17 protein-coding genes are annotated in these 17,531 nt (G+C 27.8%); 8 read left to right on the forward strand and 9 right to left on the reverse strand.

From position 1 onward, the window contains the following. The first annotated feature begins 157 nt into the window (after nucleotides 1-157). Nucleotides 158-868, forward strand: coding sequence for a hypothetical protein (locus tag T514_RS0107880; protein WP_027624284.1), 711 nt, complete (start codon nucleotides 158-160; stop codon nucleotides 866-868). A gap of 202 nt (nucleotides 869-1,070) precedes the next feature. Here T514_RS0107880 and T514_RS0107885 read toward each other — a convergent pair whose 3' ends face one another. The 3 genes from T514_RS0107885 to T514_RS0107895 all read right to left on the reverse strand — a co-directional run bounded on the left by T514_RS0107885 (nucleotide 1,071) and on the right by T514_RS0107895 (nucleotide 3,284). Further along, complete coding sequence (locus T514_RS0107885; RefSeq protein WP_027624285.1) at nucleotides 1,071-1,985, reverse strand: class I SAM-dependent methyltransferase; 915 nt, start codon at nucleotides 1,983-1,985, stop codon at nucleotides 1,071-1,073. Nucleotides 1,986-2,223: 238 nt separating this feature from the next. After that, nucleotides 2,224-2,865, reverse strand: coding sequence for a lactate utilization protein (locus T514_RS0107890; RefSeq protein ID WP_027624286.1), 642 nt, complete (start codon nucleotides 2,863-2,865; stop codon nucleotides 2,224-2,226). Between the two features lie 23 nt (nucleotides 2,866-2,888). Then, nucleotides 2,889-3,284, reverse strand: a complete 396-nt coding sequence (locus T514_RS0107895; protein ID WP_027624287.1) for a YkvA family protein — start codon at nucleotides 3,282-3,284, stop codon at nucleotides 2,889-2,891. 130 nt (nucleotides 3,285-3,414) lie between these two features. On the opposite strand from T514_RS0107895, the gene T514_RS0107900 reads away from it, so the two are divergent. The 4 genes from T514_RS0107900 to T514_RS0107915 all read left to right on the forward strand — a co-directional run bounded on the left by T514_RS0107900 (nucleotide 3,415) and on the right by T514_RS0107915 (nucleotide 7,212). Beyond that, a complete protein-coding gene (locus T514_RS0107900) occupies nucleotides 3,415-4,023 on the forward strand; it encodes a TetR/AcrR family transcriptional regulator (RefSeq protein WP_027624288.1) in 609 nt (202 codons plus the stop codon). Nucleotides 4,024-4,278: 255 nt separating this feature from the next. Continuing rightward, the gene (locus T514_RS0107905; RefSeq protein ID WP_084284418.1) at nucleotides 4,279-5,031 is read left to right on the forward strand and encodes an ABC transporter ATP-binding protein; all 753 of its coding nucleotides are present in this window, start codon (nucleotides 4,279-4,281) and stop codon (nucleotides 5,029-5,031) included. Further along, complete coding sequence (locus tag T514_RS0107910; RefSeq protein WP_027624290.1) at nucleotides 5,028-6,044, forward strand: ABC transporter permease; 1,017 nt, start codon at nucleotides 5,028-5,030, stop codon at nucleotides 6,042-6,044. The genes T514_RS0107905 and T514_RS0107910 overlap by 4 nt, the downstream gene beginning before the upstream one ends. Before the next feature lie 19 nt (nucleotides 6,045-6,063). Beyond that, nucleotides 6,064-7,212, forward strand: a complete 1,149-nt coding sequence (locus T514_RS0107915; RefSeq protein WP_027624291.1) for an HlyD family secretion protein — start codon at nucleotides 6,064-6,066, stop codon at nucleotides 7,210-7,212. Between the two features lie 136 nt (nucleotides 7,213-7,348). Here T514_RS0107915 and T514_RS0107920 read toward each other — a convergent pair whose 3' ends face one another. The 4 genes from T514_RS0107920 to T514_RS0107935 form a co-directional block, all read right to left on the reverse strand. After that, nucleotides 7,349-7,663 (reverse strand): hypothetical protein, encoded by a 315-nt coding sequence (locus T514_RS0107920; RefSeq protein WP_027624292.1) that lies wholly within the window; start codon nucleotides 7,661-7,663, stop codon nucleotides 7,349-7,351. 101 nt (nucleotides 7,664-7,764) lie between these two features. Next, nucleotides 7,765-10,101: a cation-translocating P-type ATPase gene (locus tag T514_RS0107925; RefSeq protein WP_027624293.1), complete on the reverse strand. Its 2,337-nt coding sequence runs from the start codon at nucleotides 10,099-10,101 to the stop codon at nucleotides 7,765-7,767. A gap of 182 nt (nucleotides 10,102-10,283) precedes the next feature. After that, a complete protein-coding gene (locus tag T514_RS0107930; RefSeq protein ID WP_027624294.1) occupies nucleotides 10,284-10,673 on the reverse strand; it encodes a response regulator in 390 nt (129 codons plus the stop codon). Nucleotides 10,674-10,815: 142 nt separating this feature from the next. Continuing rightward, nucleotides 10,816-11,211, reverse strand: a complete 396-nt coding sequence (locus T514_RS0107935; protein WP_027624295.1) for a (deoxy)nucleoside triphosphate pyrophosphohydrolase — start codon at nucleotides 11,209-11,211, stop codon at nucleotides 10,816-10,818. A 422-nt stretch (nucleotides 11,212-11,633) separates the two neighbouring features. Here T514_RS0107935 and T514_RS0107945 point away from each other — a divergent pair, with 422 nt between their 5' ends. Together T514_RS0107945 and T514_RS25625 are read left to right on the forward strand one after the other, a co-directional pair. Then, on the forward strand, nucleotides 11,634-11,954 hold the full coding sequence (locus T514_RS0107945) for a PadR family transcriptional regulator (RefSeq protein WP_027624296.1): 321 nt from the start codon (nucleotides 11,634-11,636) through the stop codon (nucleotides 11,952-11,954). A gap of 2 nt (nucleotides 11,955-11,956) precedes the next feature. After that, nucleotides 11,957-12,619, forward strand: coding sequence for a DUF1048 domain-containing protein (locus T514_RS25625; RefSeq protein ID WP_027624297.1), 663 nt, complete (start codon nucleotides 11,957-11,959; stop codon nucleotides 12,617-12,619). Nucleotides 12,620-12,856: 237 nt separating this feature from the next. On the opposite strand, the gene T514_RS0107955 is transcribed toward T514_RS25625, so the two are convergent. Continuing rightward, nucleotides 12,857-13,432 (reverse strand): ECF transporter S component, encoded by a 576-nt coding sequence (locus T514_RS0107955; protein ID WP_027624298.1) that lies wholly within the window; start codon nucleotides 13,430-13,432, stop codon nucleotides 12,857-12,859. A 196-nt stretch (nucleotides 13,433-13,628) separates the two neighbouring features. Between T514_RS0107955 and T514_RS0107960 the strand changes: the two genes are divergently transcribed. Beyond that, the gene (locus T514_RS0107960) at nucleotides 13,629-13,856 is read left to right on the forward strand and encodes a hypothetical protein (RefSeq protein ID WP_027624299.1); all 228 of its coding nucleotides are present in this window, start codon (nucleotides 13,629-13,631) and stop codon (nucleotides 13,854-13,856) included. Between the two features lie 70 nt (nucleotides 13,857-13,926). Here T514_RS0107960 and addB read toward each other — a convergent pair whose 3' ends face one another. Beyond that, nucleotides 13,927-17,385, reverse strand: a complete 3,459-nt coding sequence (addB, locus tag T514_RS0107965) for a helicase-exonuclease AddAB subunit AddB (protein WP_027624300.1) — start codon at nucleotides 17,383-17,385, stop codon at nucleotides 13,927-13,929. Between the last annotated feature and the right edge of the window lie 146 nt (nucleotides 17,386-17,531).

Consider the following 17,531-nt stretch of genomic DNA (forward strand, 5'->3'; position numbering starts at 1 on the left):
ATTATTTATATGTTATAATTGCCATAACAAATTTTTTACTTAAGAAAACTTTGATGTTAGTAAAATTTAGCTATTCATTAAAAGTTATCTAAATAAAAAGAAATGAGGTGAACTTAAGAAGAGGACTAATCATATATTCCTCATTCTAAAATTACTTATGAAAAAAGTACTAGCATATTTAATAAAATTTATTTTAGCAATTGCTGGAGTCTTAGGTTCCATTTTCGGATTTTTATGGTTACAATCAAGCTTGTCCAATAATAAAGATTATATTATTTTTGTATCACCAAATATAAATTTAGTAATTTCAATATTTATATGTTTTTCAATAGTAATGCTTCTTAGAAGAATAATATTAAAACGAAAACTATTGGATGATGAATTTGATAGTAGAAATGATGAAATATCAGATAATGATTATATTATGGAATTTCTCAATTTTATAGAACCTAAAAAACACATTGTCTATCCCATATTAATTATATTTTACTGTATACTTACTTCTTATGCCTTGACAAATTACTCTGTAATCTATGAAAATTCCATTAAAAAATATTCAATAATTTATCCTAATGGTAAAGATTATACCTGGAATGATGTAAAAGACGTTAAAGTTGGTATTACCAAAAGCCGTAAGAGGCAGTATGATTTTTATTACACAATTGAACTTAAAGATAATTCTAGTATAAACTTAAATTCTAGCAATGAAACAAGGGGTAAGGAAATTCATGATATTCTTTTAGAAGTTGATAATAAAATAAAGAAAAAACATATACCTAAAATTATAGATAAAACTAATTTGAATAATTACGGAACTGGATTAGATGAGATTTATATTGAAAAAATAAGAAAACTATTTGTTGAGTAAAACTTGTAAAAAAGTGCATCACACTTTTTTAGAGTACAGATAACAAAATGCAAAACACAAATTATGAGAAATAATATTAGTCTTAAACATATATCCATAACTTCTTTTATTTCAAAATTCTCTAATTGTTTAATCATACTTTACTTTTAGTGAGAATATGTATAAGCAATACACACTCCCTAATATTCACTTCTTCTCTCTTTTATTCTTTTACTGCTAATGCAAAATTTATATTTTCAAAAGCGGTATAATCATCATCTCTTCCTTTAAAATAGTTTTGTCCAATTTCTGAAGGAGTCAAATGTTCATAGAGTTGAAAACCCGTTTTTTCCAAATCAGAAACTAATTTCCTATATGAATAACAACTTTTCATAGGCTCTCCACTTTGACTAGCTGCATGTATCATATTTTGTACACGCCTTGTTGTTTTTTCAATATCATATATGTTATGATCTGCGTAATCAAAAACAACAGAGCTGCCTTTTGGTGAAACATTTGATATATCTTTTAATGTATTTACTATTTCATCTCTGCTTAAATAATAAGTTACACCAAGCCAACTATAGAAACTTAATTTATCTTTATCAAAAGTTGATTTTTCCATTTGTTTTATAAAGTTACCTTTTGAAAAATCAGCAGGTATAAAATGTAAGTTTTTAGGCATTTCCCATCCGGCCATTTTAATTCGTTTTAATTTTAATTCTTGGGTAGCAGGATGATCTAATTCAAACACATCAATATGATCTAATAACTCCTTGTTTCGAAATGCAAAAGTATCAAACCCTGCCCCTAAAATAACATATTGTTTTACACCAAATCTTACAGCAAGTTTTAACATATCTTCTGTATACCTACTACGTGATAAAGATATTGGTGCTATTTGATTTTGGATAACTATCTTTAAAGCTGATTCTTTATCCTTACAAACTTTCGCTTTATCCGGAACAAAAAAACCTATGCCTCCTGCTAAATTATTACTAATATTCTCATATTCTTCTTCTGTAATCAGTTGTTGTACAAGAAAATCATCAAAAACCTTAGGTGACTCATTTTGGGAATGATACGCCCTCCCAAAAGCGGTTATTAAAGCCGTAATACTTGCCTTGTTATCCTCCATTATATTCCCTCCTAAAATTATTTTCAAAAGCTATTGACATTTTCATTTAATTATGATATAATGTAATTTATTATCTTTGTATATTTTATGATTTATTTCTATCTTTGTCAATATGAAATAAAAAATTTACTATTATAAAAAAGCTTTGAACAGTCTTATAAAACTATTCAAAGCTTTTATTTTTATATTCTAATTTTTTAGTACATAAATATAAACAGATTTCTTCATAATGAATTTATCAATATCCTAATTGTTTTCCGACAATAATTACTTTTATTCTTCCCTTAATAAACTGCCCTGTAATAACTACAAAGTCATTACAAATTCTATTTGGACTTTTACAATCTATACAATATCCTAAATTAGTACAAGGAGTATTTTTTCCTAATCTTTTTGCATCAATTGGTGCAGCATAATTTCTTACTCTATTTTCTGCTTCTTTCACATCCTTAACAATTTTATTGATTCCACATACTAAAATAACCTGCTCGGGTCCATATATCATAGGGGCAACTCTACTTCCATTACCATCAATATTATAAAGTTCACCATTTTCCGTTAAGGCATTAGTACTACACATAAAAGTGTCCGCAGAAAAGTTTTTAATATAAATTTGCTTTTTTTCTTCACTTGTAATTCCATCTTTATACTTGTCCAAAAAAGTATACTTGCCTTTACGAAGAAAATCTATTACACCTGTTTGAAATAGTGTCATAGAGTCCCCTACACCAACCACAGAGTTTTCAGCAATGAGCTCTTTTAAAAGTTCTATCAATTCAACATCATCTTTAACAAAGAAACCTTCCATATTACGTTTTCTTAAATTATCTATAGTCCTATCAACTTGATTTCTTATATACCATAAAACATTACTATCCATAAAAATTATCTATCCTTTCCATGTTATTTAATTATCTTTACCGTGATATAACCAATTATTATAATCCAAATACATATTATAATACCTGCCACAACCCAGTTTTTAGGCTTGCCTTTCTTAAAAATATCTTCTGATTGTTGTCTGCATTCATCCATAATATCTCTTGGTATTAGTTTTACCGCAAAAGCAATACCAAGTGGTATTAAAACTAGATCATCAAGATATCCTAGAACCGGTATAAAATCAGGTATTAAATCAATAGGACTTAAAGCATAACCTACTACTATTATTAAAACTAATTTTGTATAAAAAGGTATATCTGGTCGTTTATATGCCAAATATAATGCTCCAATCTCCTTTTTTATTTCTTTAGCTTTTTGTTTAATATATGAAAACCAAACTTTAAATTTATTATCCATAAATCACCTCAAAATTAACTTCCTAATTAGTTTTTAACAATTTTTATTCTAATATGTATTATAATATATCCTATAATACTTTAGAAAGTCTTATCTAACATGAAATCTTTATGTAAAGGAGAAATACAAAATGTCACAACAATCCGATGATAGAAGATCTATACGTACAAAAAAGCTCATAAGAAATGCTTTATCACAATTAATTGAAGAAAAAGGATTTAATAATATATCAATTACTGAGTTAACTAAAAAAGCTGACATAAACAGAGGAACATTTTATTTGCACTATATTGATAAATACGATTTATTGGAACAAGTTGAAAATGAAGTAATACAAGAACTTTATGAACATGTAAAAACAGTGGGTTATATAGATATACTAAATATAAGTTCTGTAAACAAACCCATTCCATTTATAACAAAAATTTTAGAATACATTAAAGAAAATTCATTATTTATGAAAGCCATTTTAGGTCCAAAAGGTGATCCTAATTTCCATAATAAACTTAAGCAACTTATAGAAACTAATTTATTTGAAAAGAAATTATTATTTAAAACATTTAAAAAAGAAAATATGTTAATTCCGGAAGAATATTTTGTTCCTTATGTGCTTTCTGCTCATTTAGGAGTAATTCAGCAATGGCTTCAAAATGGAATGGAACAATCTACAGAAGATATGGCATTGATTTTATCAAAAATGTTTTTTCTTGGTCCACTAAAAGTAACTGGATTAAAATAATATGGAAAATTTACATATTTATCATTACATTAATAAAATACTATAACACTTACCTTTTTAAAATATTAATAGACAACTTTTCACAATGTGTTTATTAATGATCAATTATAGATATTCTGTTTATTGAATATACATTTATATTTGATTATAATAATTACATGCAGGATACTCAACATGATGTTGATTAAATTTTGTAATTTCATTAAAATACTGTTAACTATGTGAGTATTTTTTATTTCAAAAGGAAGTGAAACTATGGATAATAAATTTGATAAAAATATGAACAATTCTCCATGTATTAGAATCGAACATGTTAATAAATCCTTTGGAAAAAATCAGGTACTTTTTGATATTAATTTAAATATATCTTATTCTCAAATTTTAGGACTACTTGGTCCATCAGGTTCAGGTAAAACAACTTTAGTTAAAATGATTTCTGGAGTTGATGCTCCAACTAGTGGAGAAGTATATTTATTAAATGAAAAAATGCCAAAGCTTTCAATGATGAATAAAATAGGGTACATGTCCCAATCTGATGCTTTATATAATGAGCTCACTGCAGAGGAAAATCTAAAATTTTTCGCTTCTATGTACAATATTAAAGGATCAAAACAAAAACAAAGAATTAATGAAGTTATGCAACTTGTAAATCTATCAGATCATTTAAAAAAACAAGTAAATCAATATTCTGGCGGCATGAAACGTCGTCTATCTCTTGCAATTGCACTTATACATGAACCACCAGTTTTGATACTAGATGAGCCTACTGTTGGTATTGATCCACTACTTCGCAAATCTATATGGAATGAATTATACAAATTAAGTAATAATGGTACCACTATTATTGTTACTACCCATGTAATGGATGAAGTTGAAAAATGCAATAATCTAGGAATGATCCGTGACGGCAAATTAATTGCTGTAGGTTCTCCAGAGGAGCTTAAACGTGCTACCTCTTCAAATACAATTGAAGAAGCATTCTTATATTATGGAGGTGCATCAAAATGAGAGTAGAATCAGTTATGATTAGAATTTTACTTCAACTTGGACATGATAAACGTACTATTGCTCTAATGATTTTTGCACCTATATTAGTATTAACTTTTATGTCATTTATTTTTAATGGTTCAACTTATCATCCTAAAATAGGAGTAGTTAATGCTCCACTTAGCTTCATAAATGCCCTAGAAGATAAGGATGCAAAGGTTATAAGATACGATGAATCAAGCTCTTATGAAGCACTTAATTCATCAAAAGTTGACGCAATAATTAACTTTGAAAATGGAACTGCCCATATTGAATTAGAAGGTAGTGATCCAAACAAAAGTAATGCTGTTATTATGCTTACACAAAGTATTACTCAGCAGTCACTTTCCTCCCCTAAACCAGACATAACTCATTTATATGGTTATGAAAATATGTCCTCTTTTGATAACTTTGGTCCTATACTTATTGGATTCTTTGTATTCTTTTTTGTTTTTCTAGTAGCAGGAGTTTCATTTCTTGGTGAGCGTACTTCTGGCACTCTTGAAAGACTACTTGCTACACCAATACGTAGATGGGAAATTGTTGTGGGTTATATTTTAGGATTTGGAGTTTTTACTGTAATACAGTCTGCCCTTATTGCCTGGTATTCAATTAGTGTTCTTAATATAATGATGGTAGGATCATTTGCTCTAGTACTTCTTATAACTGTACTAACTGCAATGGTTGCTCTTTCTATTGGTACATTCATATCTGCATTTGCAAACAATGAAATGCAAATGATTCAATTTATACCTATAATTCTAGTCCCTCAATTATTTTTTTCAGGATTATTTGACTTGAGCACCATGTCTCCATGGCTTCAAGCTGTCGGACGTTTTACACCATTGTGGTATGTAGCTGACGCTTTAAGAAATATCATGGTGCGCGGAAAAGGCTGGGATGATATTTTAATTAACGTAGTCGTTTTAATTATAACTTGCATCTTCTTCATGATGGCAAATATATTAGTTCTAAAAAAATATCGTAAAATATAATACAAAGCAGGTGATTTTTATGAAGAAAATATTTATGTGTATTTTATCCATTGCTTTTATTGCCACAGGATGTTCTGCAAAATCAAATAATTTAACTTTAAAGGGAGATATTGAAAATAATATTATATCTGCTAACAGCACCGTATCTGGTAAAATAGTTAAAATGAACAAACAGCAAGGAGAAGCAGTTAAAAAAGGAGAAATTATAGCTATAATAGATAATACAAATCAAAAATATACTGTTGATCAATTAGAAGCAGTTATAAAAATGAAAAAAGCAAAACTTGAGGAATTAAAATTAGGAACTCGACCTGAGCAAATACAACAAGCAGAAGCGCTAGTACGCGCTAGTAAAGCACAATTGGATCTTTTAACTTCTGGCAACAGAACTGAACAAATAGAACAAGCTAGAAATAGTGTTTCAATTGCACAGGAAGCCTTAAATACTGTAAAACTAACCTATGATCATTTAAATACACAATATAATAATACTTTAAAATTATACAACATAGGTGCAGTATCTAAAAGTGAATTAGATGAGGCAAAATACAAATTAGATACAACAGCTAATCAACGTTCTTCGGCACAATATCAATTAGAAAATGCTAGACAACAATTGTTATTGCTTCAAAATGGTGCAACAGTTCAATCAATTGCTTCAGCTAAAGCAAATTATGATGCAGCCAATGCACAGCTAAGTTTACTTAAAAGCGGGGCAACCAAACAAGCTATTGAAGCTGCTCAAGCTGATTTAGATCAGTCTATAGCTCAATTAAATCAAGCTAAAAACACATTAAATAACTGTAATATTATTGCTTTAAATGATGGAATTATAATAAGTAAAAACTTTCAATTAGGTGATATAGTTAATGTAGGTAGTAATATCGCTGATATAGCTATTTCAAATGATTTATATGTATTATGTTATATACCTGATGAATATTTAGATAAAATTTATTACAATCAACCACTAACTGTAGAAACCTCTATTGGTTCTCAGACAGGAAAAGTTAATTATATTGCTTTAAAACATGAATATACACCTAAAGATAAACAATCTACTTCTGACAGTAAACATATGGCTACTAAAATAAAAGTTGCTATAAAAGATACTAAGGGAATATTAAAATCTGGAATGTCTGCAAATGTTAAAATACCTTTAAAATAATATTGTTATATAGGTACAAAATACCGTAAAGTCCAGAAATGATATGCTCCACTTAAAGTAGACAGATTAAAAAATAAAAATCTGCTACTAAAAAGAAAAATATATCATAAATGAATTTTACGGTATTTAAAAGAAATTACACCTCATTACTTACCTTTTCTAATAATGCTATGAAATCTTCTTGTTTTTTTACATCCAAATATAAATCCACCAATACTTTAGTTGACATATTATTATATCCTTTATGTCCATTATTTAATATACTACCAAGTTTTATCATAAAATTTTCTTTGTTTATTTCTATGTCCTTTAACATTTCATTTCCAATATATTCAACTAATTCTTCTTTTAAAGTTTCTCTTAAGTTATAAGAAAAATTCTCCATGTATGCTCTCACTTCTTCTGGATATACTGAAAAGTCTTCATCCAATAGATCTTCTATATTAAACATAACCTTCTTCCTCTCCTATCCCCTTACTACACTCTTTAGTTAAAAACCTAATATTTTTTTATTAAGGCACTTTATAATCTACTGATTTTATGTAATACATCTTATTTTAATTTTTTTATAAGCTTAGGTAAAGTAATCATTCCTATTATAGCAACTAAACATATTATAGTTAATGGTAATATGCAGTAGGATTTAAAAAATCTAATAACAAACAACTCTCTTGTAAAAGGTAATAAAAAACTTAATATAAATAATATTGACATAACAATTACAATAGAAAATCTATAAAAATTTAGTGGAGTAGATACTTTAAGTAAAACAAATAAGCTTAATCCTCCAAAAATAATTAAAGCTAAAGTACGACATTGATCCAAAGGTAATCCCCTATAGTATCCAAATAAAAATATAATAGTAGTCCCTATTCCTATTAAAGCTCCATTTGGAATTGAGGCTCGTAAAACTCTTTTCAAAAAATCACTTTCTATTATATCTGTATTGGGAGATAGAGCTAAAAAAAATGAAGGAATTCCTATAGTTAATGTACCTACTAATGTTAATTGTATGGGTATAATAGGAAAAGGCACTAGCAGTAATCCAAATATTATAGAAAGAATTATGAAATACACAGTTTTGGATAAAAATAACTCAGAAACCTTTTCTAAATTATTTATAAGTCTTCTTCCTTCTAAAACTACATGAGGCAAAGCCGCAAAATCTGAATTTAATAAAACAAGCTGTGCCACTGCTTTGGTAGCATCTGAACCACTAGCCATAGCAATGCCACAATCAGATTCTTTCAATGCTAATACATCATTTACTCCATCACCGGTCATGGCCACTGTATGATTATTCTTTTTAAGGCACTTTATTATATCCTTTTTTTGATGAGGAGAAACTCTTCCAAAAACGCAAGTATTTTCTACAATCCTTCTTAGCTCCTCCTCATCTTTTGGTAAGTTTCTAGCATCTATGTAATTTTCACCATTTTTAACTCCCACTCTTTTTGCTATAGACGATACAGTTACTGGATTATCTCCAGATATTATTTTTAATGATACATTTTCTTTATTAAAATAGTTAATAATTTCTTCAGCATTTTCTCGTATAACGTCCTCAATAAATATTAATGCAGCATTTTCAACTTCTCCGTTTAATTCTTCATCAAAATTTTTTCCATTAAATTTTGATAATAATAAAACTCTTTTTCCTTCTTTAGCTGCTTCTTCAACCTTATCAGATATTTCCGTATATCTATCCCTTAATATCATTTCTGGCGCTCCAAAAACCCAGGCACCTTCATCTTCAAATTGTACTGCTGACCACTTTCTTTTAGATGAAAAAGGTATCTTATTTTTCACTTTTAAATTTGGGTTATGGCCATATTTCTCCAATAAAGCTCTTTGTGTTGCATTACCATCTTCAAAGCTATGAACTATTGCTGAAAGAATTTTATCTATTTCTTTTATGTCTTTATTTTCAAAAGGAACTACTTCACTTAATTTTAAGTCTCCTTTAGTTATAGTACCTGTTTTATCTAAACACAATACATCTACCCTAGCTAAAACCTCTGTTGCAGGTAATTCTTGAATAAGGGTGTCCCATTTAGAAAGCCTTATAATTGATACTACAAAAGTAGCACTAGTTAAAAGCACTAATCCTTCTGGTACCATACCAACTATGCCTGTTACAGATGCTATTAATGCCTCTTGCCAGCTTCTATTTGAATAAACTATCTGTGTAAAAATTAATAATGACCCTATAGGTATAGCTAGCCATATTATTATTTTAAATATTTTATTTATCGATATTTGGAGCTCAGAATTTATAAGCTTGAACTTTTTAGCCTCATCTGCTAACTTTGCTGCATAGGTATCCTTTCCTACATTTATAACTCTTCCGTAAGTTTTCCCTGATGTAACAAAACTTCCTGACAAAAGTTTATCCCCACATTTTTTTAAAATAGAGTCTGCTTCCCCTGTAATCAGCGACTCATCTACTTCTATTTCATCATTATTACATATCTCACAATCTACTAATATTTGATCTCCAGTACTTAATACAATAATATCGTCTATAACAATTTCTTCTATATTTACATTAACAATCTTATTATCTCTTATTACATCTATTCTATTTTCATTAATAAGTGATAATCTTTCCAATATACGCTTGGCACGAATCTCTTGAAAAATTCCTATTATAGTATTACTTATTATTACTCCAGCAAAAATAGCATTTCTAGGTGATCCTGCTATAAGTACTGCCATAGCTAAAACAGCATTTAATGCATTATAATTTGTAAATAAATTTGCTCTTATTATTTGCCCAAAAGTACGTGAAGGCGTTTTAGGAATAGCATTTACTTTTCCTCTTTTTATTCTATCTAATACTTCATTTTCACTAAGTCCTTTTATCATTATATCATCTTTGTCCTTCATCCTAAATTTCACCACCTAATTCTAATTATAAGCTATTTATAATAAATTAAACTCATTAAAATTGAAAAAAATATTTTATTTTAACTAAAAAAGTTGTTAACAACTCTTGTTAACAACTTTTTTTAGCTATTTTTTAACTTTTACTAACTAATGATTAAACACATAAAATTTAAACTTTAATTTCATTTACCCTCTGCTAAAATTTTATTTACTAAACAAACTAATTTATCTTTAACATAGTCCTTTTTCATAAAACGAATAGCACCAAGATCTTCACATATTCCAAGTTCATCTGAGAAGTTATCCTTGCCTCCATCTGAAAGAACTATAATTTTTGTGTCTTTATATTCTTTTTCCAATTCTATTAATACTTCTATTCCAGTTTTTTTAGGCATATATACATCAGTAATTACTAAATCAATATTGCCATTTTTTTTAAACAACTCAATACCTTCTTCACCATTAGAAGCCTCATAAACTTTATAGTTTTCATCTTCTAAAAGGACTCTTATAAATTTCCTGATACTTATAGAATCATCAATTATCAATATATTTTTTTGTTCTTCATTCATAATAATAGTCTCCCCCTTTGTTTATTAATACCCCACATTTACAAGATACAAACATAAGCTTATGCTAAATGTATTATATGGTGGCAGTAAAATTACTAAATTAATACCATAATAACATAAAAATTATATAGTAACTAAGCATTTATTTTTCTTTTAACAATAAATTAACCGTTGGTATATCTGCTGGTGCCCAATTTAATGAAAGTAAATTCTTTTTATCCAACCATATAAGTTTATCATGTTCATTAGCTATTGGACATCCTCCTACTATTTTACATCTAATAGTAGTTAAATTTACTATAATATCTTCGTATTCATAACTACTATTATTAAATATATCTATAAACTTAATATCACAATTGAGTTCCTCTTTAATTTCTCTTATTATCGCATCACTAACTTTTTCATTCTTCTCAACTTTACCACCTGGAAACTCCCAGCAATTAGGCAAAGTCATGTTAGTAGAACGAAGGGCACAAAGTATCTCATTATTTTCATTTTCAATAATTGCACCAACTACTTGTACTGTTTTCTTCATTTGTAACACCTCTTATATATACTAATGTTTTTCTTCTTTATTTTTATTAAATGGCTATCCACTCTAATACCCCTATCTCTTCAACGTGGAAGTAAAGAGCAGCTACGTCCCTGGATAAGGATTTCTCCAACTTCTAAAGAGCAATACCCCTAAGAATTCTATTTATTCTTTTTCTCAATAATAATATCCATTAACTTAATTCCCCTATTAGCTAATTTTACAAATAATATAAATCCATATAATATAATCCCAAACTTTAAAAGTAATATTATTAATGTTACACCATAACCTTTTATGTAAATGCTCATTTATAACATAATAATAACATATCATCCTAGTAATCACAAAACTACTTGACAATACATAGTAGCTACAATATATTATTAGTATAAGCTATTATGTAATACATGGTAGGTGATGATATGGCGCGTAATACTCAAATGTTAAAAGGATTATTAGAAGGATGCATACTAAAAATCATAAGCAAAAATGAAACTTATGGTTATGAAATATGTGAAAAGCTAGTGAAATTTGGCTTCAAGGAAGTGACTGAAGGAAGTGTATATCCTATTTTAATAAGACTTGAAAAAAAGAAGCTTATATTTTCAATTATGAAACCATCCCCACTAGGGCCTATGAGAAAATACTATTATATTACTGATGAAGGTAAAAATGAATTAATGGAATTTATTGGTACTTGGTCTGAAATGAAAGAAAATGTTCAAAATGTATTGGAGGAATAATCATGTTTTTAGAGTTAAAGCTTTCAAAAATAAGATCTAGAGAAGAAAAAAAATTAAATAAAAAAAATTATGCTTCATTTAAAGAAATAGAACAATACATGAGAAATAGCACCTTAAGCTCTATTGAAAGAGAAGAAGTTTTTCAACAAATATTAGACATGATGCTGCAAGCTCAATGTGAAAATAAAAGTATAGATTTATTTTTAGGAAATAATCATAAAAATTTTTGTGATTCAATAATTAACGAATACAATAAATCAAAGAGCTTTATGTTGAAAGCTATAAGTCTTATTGAAGAACTTATTATATATTTTATAGCATGGATATCATTAGATATGCTATTTAGCTTTTCACTGAAATTTAACCTAAACTCTTTAATAACAGCTTCATTATTATGCATTATAACCTTCATAAAAAAATCTAAAATAACATCTACAACAGAAAAAAATATAAAATCTTCTATTAATAAATCATTTTTATTTATAGTTCCGTTAGTTTTTTTTACAAAAATTATACTAAACATTATTACATCTATCTTTAAAATTAACACAGATATAAATATAACCTTATATTCTGCAAGGTACTTTTTCATAGGTTGTATACTATTCTTGTTAATATCTCAATTGTATAAGATAAAATCTAATACAATGAGAATCTTACAGTAAAATTCAAAATATAGTATACATGAAAACTGATGGGGCACATTAAAATAAATAACAAGTCAATTATCGACGGATATTTTGTATCAGACAAGAAATCAGGTTTCACTGCTAATAGAGCTATCAGTGGTTTCTGATGACGCAGTATGATGCAAAATAGCCTAGCATACTGACTTATTTATTTTTTTAATGTGCCTAAAGTAGATGAGTTTATATAAATTCATCTACTTTATTAAATTCTTATTATTCTCTTTTAATCTTTAATTTCCCTTGTAATAACTTAATTAATGGTATTGCAATAATCATACCAGCAGTTACCTGTCCAATATTTCTTGGAATACCTGCAAGTGCTATTGCTAATGCTTGACTATAAGAATCCGCTCTAAGTAATATAAATTTTACTAAAATTATTTTAGCTATAAAATATCCAAATACCATCCAAGCTCCTGCAATTATAAACGCAAAAATATTATTAATAATATTTTTACCTTCGTAATCTCCTCTATATGCAATAGATGCTGCAATAAATGCCATTATCCCCTTTATCACAAAAGTAAATGGTACATAATATCCATATCCAGTTAAAAAATCAGCTAAACTCATTCCTAATGCTGCTGTTAACATCCCTTTTCTCTTTCCAAATAATATTGCTGCAAAGAATACCATACTATCTCCTAAATGGTCATAACCAATTCCCATTAATGTGGGAATCTTTATTACCATAGTTGCTATACATGTTATTGCTGCCATAACAGCCATTTGAGTAATTTCAATTGTTTTTGACACTCTTATCTCATTTTGCACAATACTTTGTTTCATTGAATACCCTCCTTTAACTCATATTCCACTTCCTGTAAAATATTCTATAATTAGTCTAATGTATTGTTGATATATTTACAACTGTATCCATACACTTTTAAATTTAAAATTGGTCGAAGTTTTTATGTTCAAAATACAATATATGGTTATATTACATTTTCTATGATATACTATAAATGTAGTGAGGTGTTAAATAATGAACGAAAAAAATAGATTTAAATGGGGACTAGCTGGTTTTTTATTTGCAATAATTTTTTTCTTTATGTTTGCATCTATCTTTGGAAGTGATCCATTAACTTTCATTAAGGATAATTTTGTTATTGAAACAGTAATTGAACCCTATTTTAAACTTTTATGTATATTACTAGCTTCTATTATTCTATTATTCTCAGTTTGTAAAAGGAAAAAAGTAAATAGATACTAACAAAAATAACGTCATGGAATCAATTCCATAACGTTATTTTTGTTACTTAATCTTTATTACCTATCTATAGTTATTCTTTTTCTTCCACAGATTTTTTTATAAGTTCCCATACTTCATCATCGCTCTTATCATTAATAAATCTATAACTATTTCCATCTACAGTGGTATCAAACTGACATATTGGTGAATACTCACAAAATCTGCAAGGAGTTGAGCTATCCTTTTTCTTATATGGTTTTATTCCTATATTCCCTTCTAGCATTTCCTCACAAAGATTTACTATGGTTTCCTTTACATACTTTCTTAGTAAATTGAATTCTTCATTTGTTGCTACAGAAGAACTTTTTGAAAGAGAATTATCCTTATTCATTCTTACTGGAAGAATATCTGAATATCCATTTATACTCTTATCCATAGCTTTTATTATATCTGGATCCGCTAAAAGAAGCCCTTTCATCTTCAATTCCTTTAATAACTTCTTTTCTACTTCATCCTCATCTATTTCATCCTTAGTTCTTATAATTGGATCATCAACTTTGAAATATAACATTCCTGCTGGCATTGCATTTTCTTTATACTTTTCTTCAATTTCTGTTAAAAGAGCATCTAAATATACCAACAGTTGAATCTGAAGTCCATAATACACATCCGATAATTTAAAATCTTTGCTTCCTGATTTATAATCTATTATTCTGATATAGGTTCCTTCTTCTTCTTTTAGCTGGTCAATTCTATCAATTCTTCCTATTAAATTCACAGTCTCCCCTGAGTGAAGTTCTACAGAAATAGGTGAAAATTCTCCATTAATTCCAAAAGACAACTCATATCCTGAAGGTTCAAATTCTCCCCTAGTTATCTGCTCTCCAATTATAGATATAGCTTTTGAAAGAATTCTTTTTATTCCTTCTGTCATATGTTTATATCTTGGAGAACTGTTTAATATAGAACCTGGCATATTTGCCACCTTTTCATCAACTATGGTAGATACTACCCCTTCACAAAGATCCTTATTTACATCTTCCCATGTTATATTCTTTTCCCTTAATCGTTTAGAGAAAGATTCTAATACCTCATGCATAAGTGTTCCTACATCTGGGGTTGATAATTTGTATACTTTTCTATCCTTTGCTTTCATGCCATACTTTACAAAATATGAAAAAGGACATTCCGCATACTTTTCTAATCTAGACACACTTATATTCATTTTGTGTCCATAAAGCTTTCTTACCTTTTTTGTATCCATTATCTCAGCTTCATTACTATAAGAAAAACCTTCTAATATGTTAGTTAATTTCTCCTTCCAATAATCATCATTTATATACCAATTATATACATCCAGCCATAATGGACTAACCTCTAACCCCTCAGTACTACTTCTAAGCTTACCTATAAGCTCATTAAAAGTAGCTTTAGGTGCCGCTACCATTCTTAACTCCTCTTCCTCTGTATTTTTATTTATTATATTGCTATCCTCGCACATGTTTGGGAAAATTTTTTTAAGTCTAGATACAACTATGGATGGTCTTAAAGTCTTGCCCTCTAGATCTGCCATAGGATAACTTATTCTCAAATAATTACTCATAGTAGTTAATGTTATATATGTTAAAAACTGCTCTTCAAAAGCTCTAGCCTTAGTATCCTTTGCTAATTCCAACCCCTTTGAACGTAAATCTTCTCTTTCCATATCTGTAAGTATTCCTTCTGAATTTATTACTCCTGGAAATATACCATCATTTACACCAACTATATATAAAGCCTTTATATCATGGCTTCTAAGACGTTGAATACTACTTACTAAAACTTGATCCAAAGCTGGAGGAATAAGACCTACTTCATATTCTTCAAAACCATTTTTTAAAAGCTTTGCAAATATATTAGGGTCTAATTTTTCTTCTCCCATAACTTCTACAATTTGATCCATAAGCTCCACTACTATATTCCATATTTGATTAAATTCATTTACCTTATCTAACCTATCTTCCTCTTTAAACTTTTCTATCCATGATTCAATCTTTTGTGGTACATTTATACTATTTAAAAAATCATAAAGAGCGGTGCACATCTCTTTAGCATTTTTTTTATTATTAATATTTTCATGAAATTCTTTAAGTGGAAGAACTATTTTATCTTTTATCATATTTATTTTATGTAAATTTTTCTGCTCTTCTTCAGATATTTCTTCATCCTTATTAAAACTATATCTTATTCTATATTGCCATTTAGGAATTTCAGTCCATTTCTTTCCCCTTATTCCATTAGCTAATACATAATTTTCAATTAAGTCTACTTCTTCCCTACTTATATCAGTAAGACCAGTTTTCAAATATCTAAATACACTTTCATAACTCCATCTTTTACTGAATATTTCAATACAAGAGATAATGAGAACTATAAGAGGATTATTACTTATTTCTATTTTTTTATCTATAAAATATGGTATTTCATATTCATTAAATATAGCCCTAGCTAAATTTTCATAACCGTCTAAATCTCCCGTTATTACTGCAATATCTTTAAACCTAAAATTTCTATCTCTAACAAGCTTTAAAATATCTCTAGCAGTTTCTTCAATTTCTGTATACTTATTTAAAGCCTTAAATATGCAGATATCATTTGTATCTCCCTTATAAGTTTTGTATGGAAAAGAAAATAAGTTTTTCTCCATATGACTTAATTCCCTGCTCTCTTTAAATCTATAGCAAGGAGCACATTCTAGTTCTATAGGCTTTTCATATTTTATATTATTTCTTTCCAAAATTCTCAAAAGTTTTTCTTCTGTATTTTTTATAGGATAAAATAAATCTAAATTATCTACAGATTTTCCTCCACTTAAAGCATCTGTACTTAATGTTATATTTACTCTTTTAGCTTTTTTTAATATTTTTTCCAAAATTCTATATTCTTGAGGAGTAAAATCAAAAAATTCATCTATCCAAACTTCAGCTTCATTAAATAATTTAGATTCATCCAATTTATTTACTAATATAGTTAGGTCATCTTCTGGATCTATATATTTTCTATAAAGATTTTCTTGAAATTTAGAATATATTAAAGCTATATCAGATAACTTATCCTTTAAATTCTCGTTTTCCGCTGCTTCTGAAGATTCATACACCATTTCCGGGGTAATATTGTATCTTTTAAATTCTGTAATAAGCTCAGCCATTGTAGTTACAAAACCTTCCCTCTTAGAAGCTTTCGCAAATATTTTAAACCTATCATTTAACTCATCCATTACCTTATATATAAGCATGCTTTTTCCTGATTCATTCATATGTATATGAGTAATTCCACCAACTTCATTAAATACCTTATAAGCCATTCTTTTAAAACTTAATACTTGTGATCTTGATATAGCTTCTTCTCCTATATAATGAATTAAATTCTTTTCACTTTGAAAAGAAAATTGTTCAGGTACTAAGAGTATTAATTGGCTTTTATCACCCTTTTCTAATTTTCTTTTTATGTCTTTAAGACAGTAGTAACTTTTACCACTACCAGATCTTCCATATATAAATCTTAAACTCATTTCATTCACCTCAAAGAAATTTAATACAATTTTATTCTATATGCACTTACTAATTATAGAATAAATAAAATTATAGGATAAATAGTAATATATTTAACTATCTATCCTATAATTATTATACTATATTTGAAACCTGTACTACTGTT

The organism is Clostridium lundense DSM 17049, from assembly GCF_000619945.1.
Taxonomy (GTDB): Bacteria; Bacillota; Clostridia; order Clostridiales; family Clostridiaceae; genus Clostridium_AO; species Clostridium_AO lundense.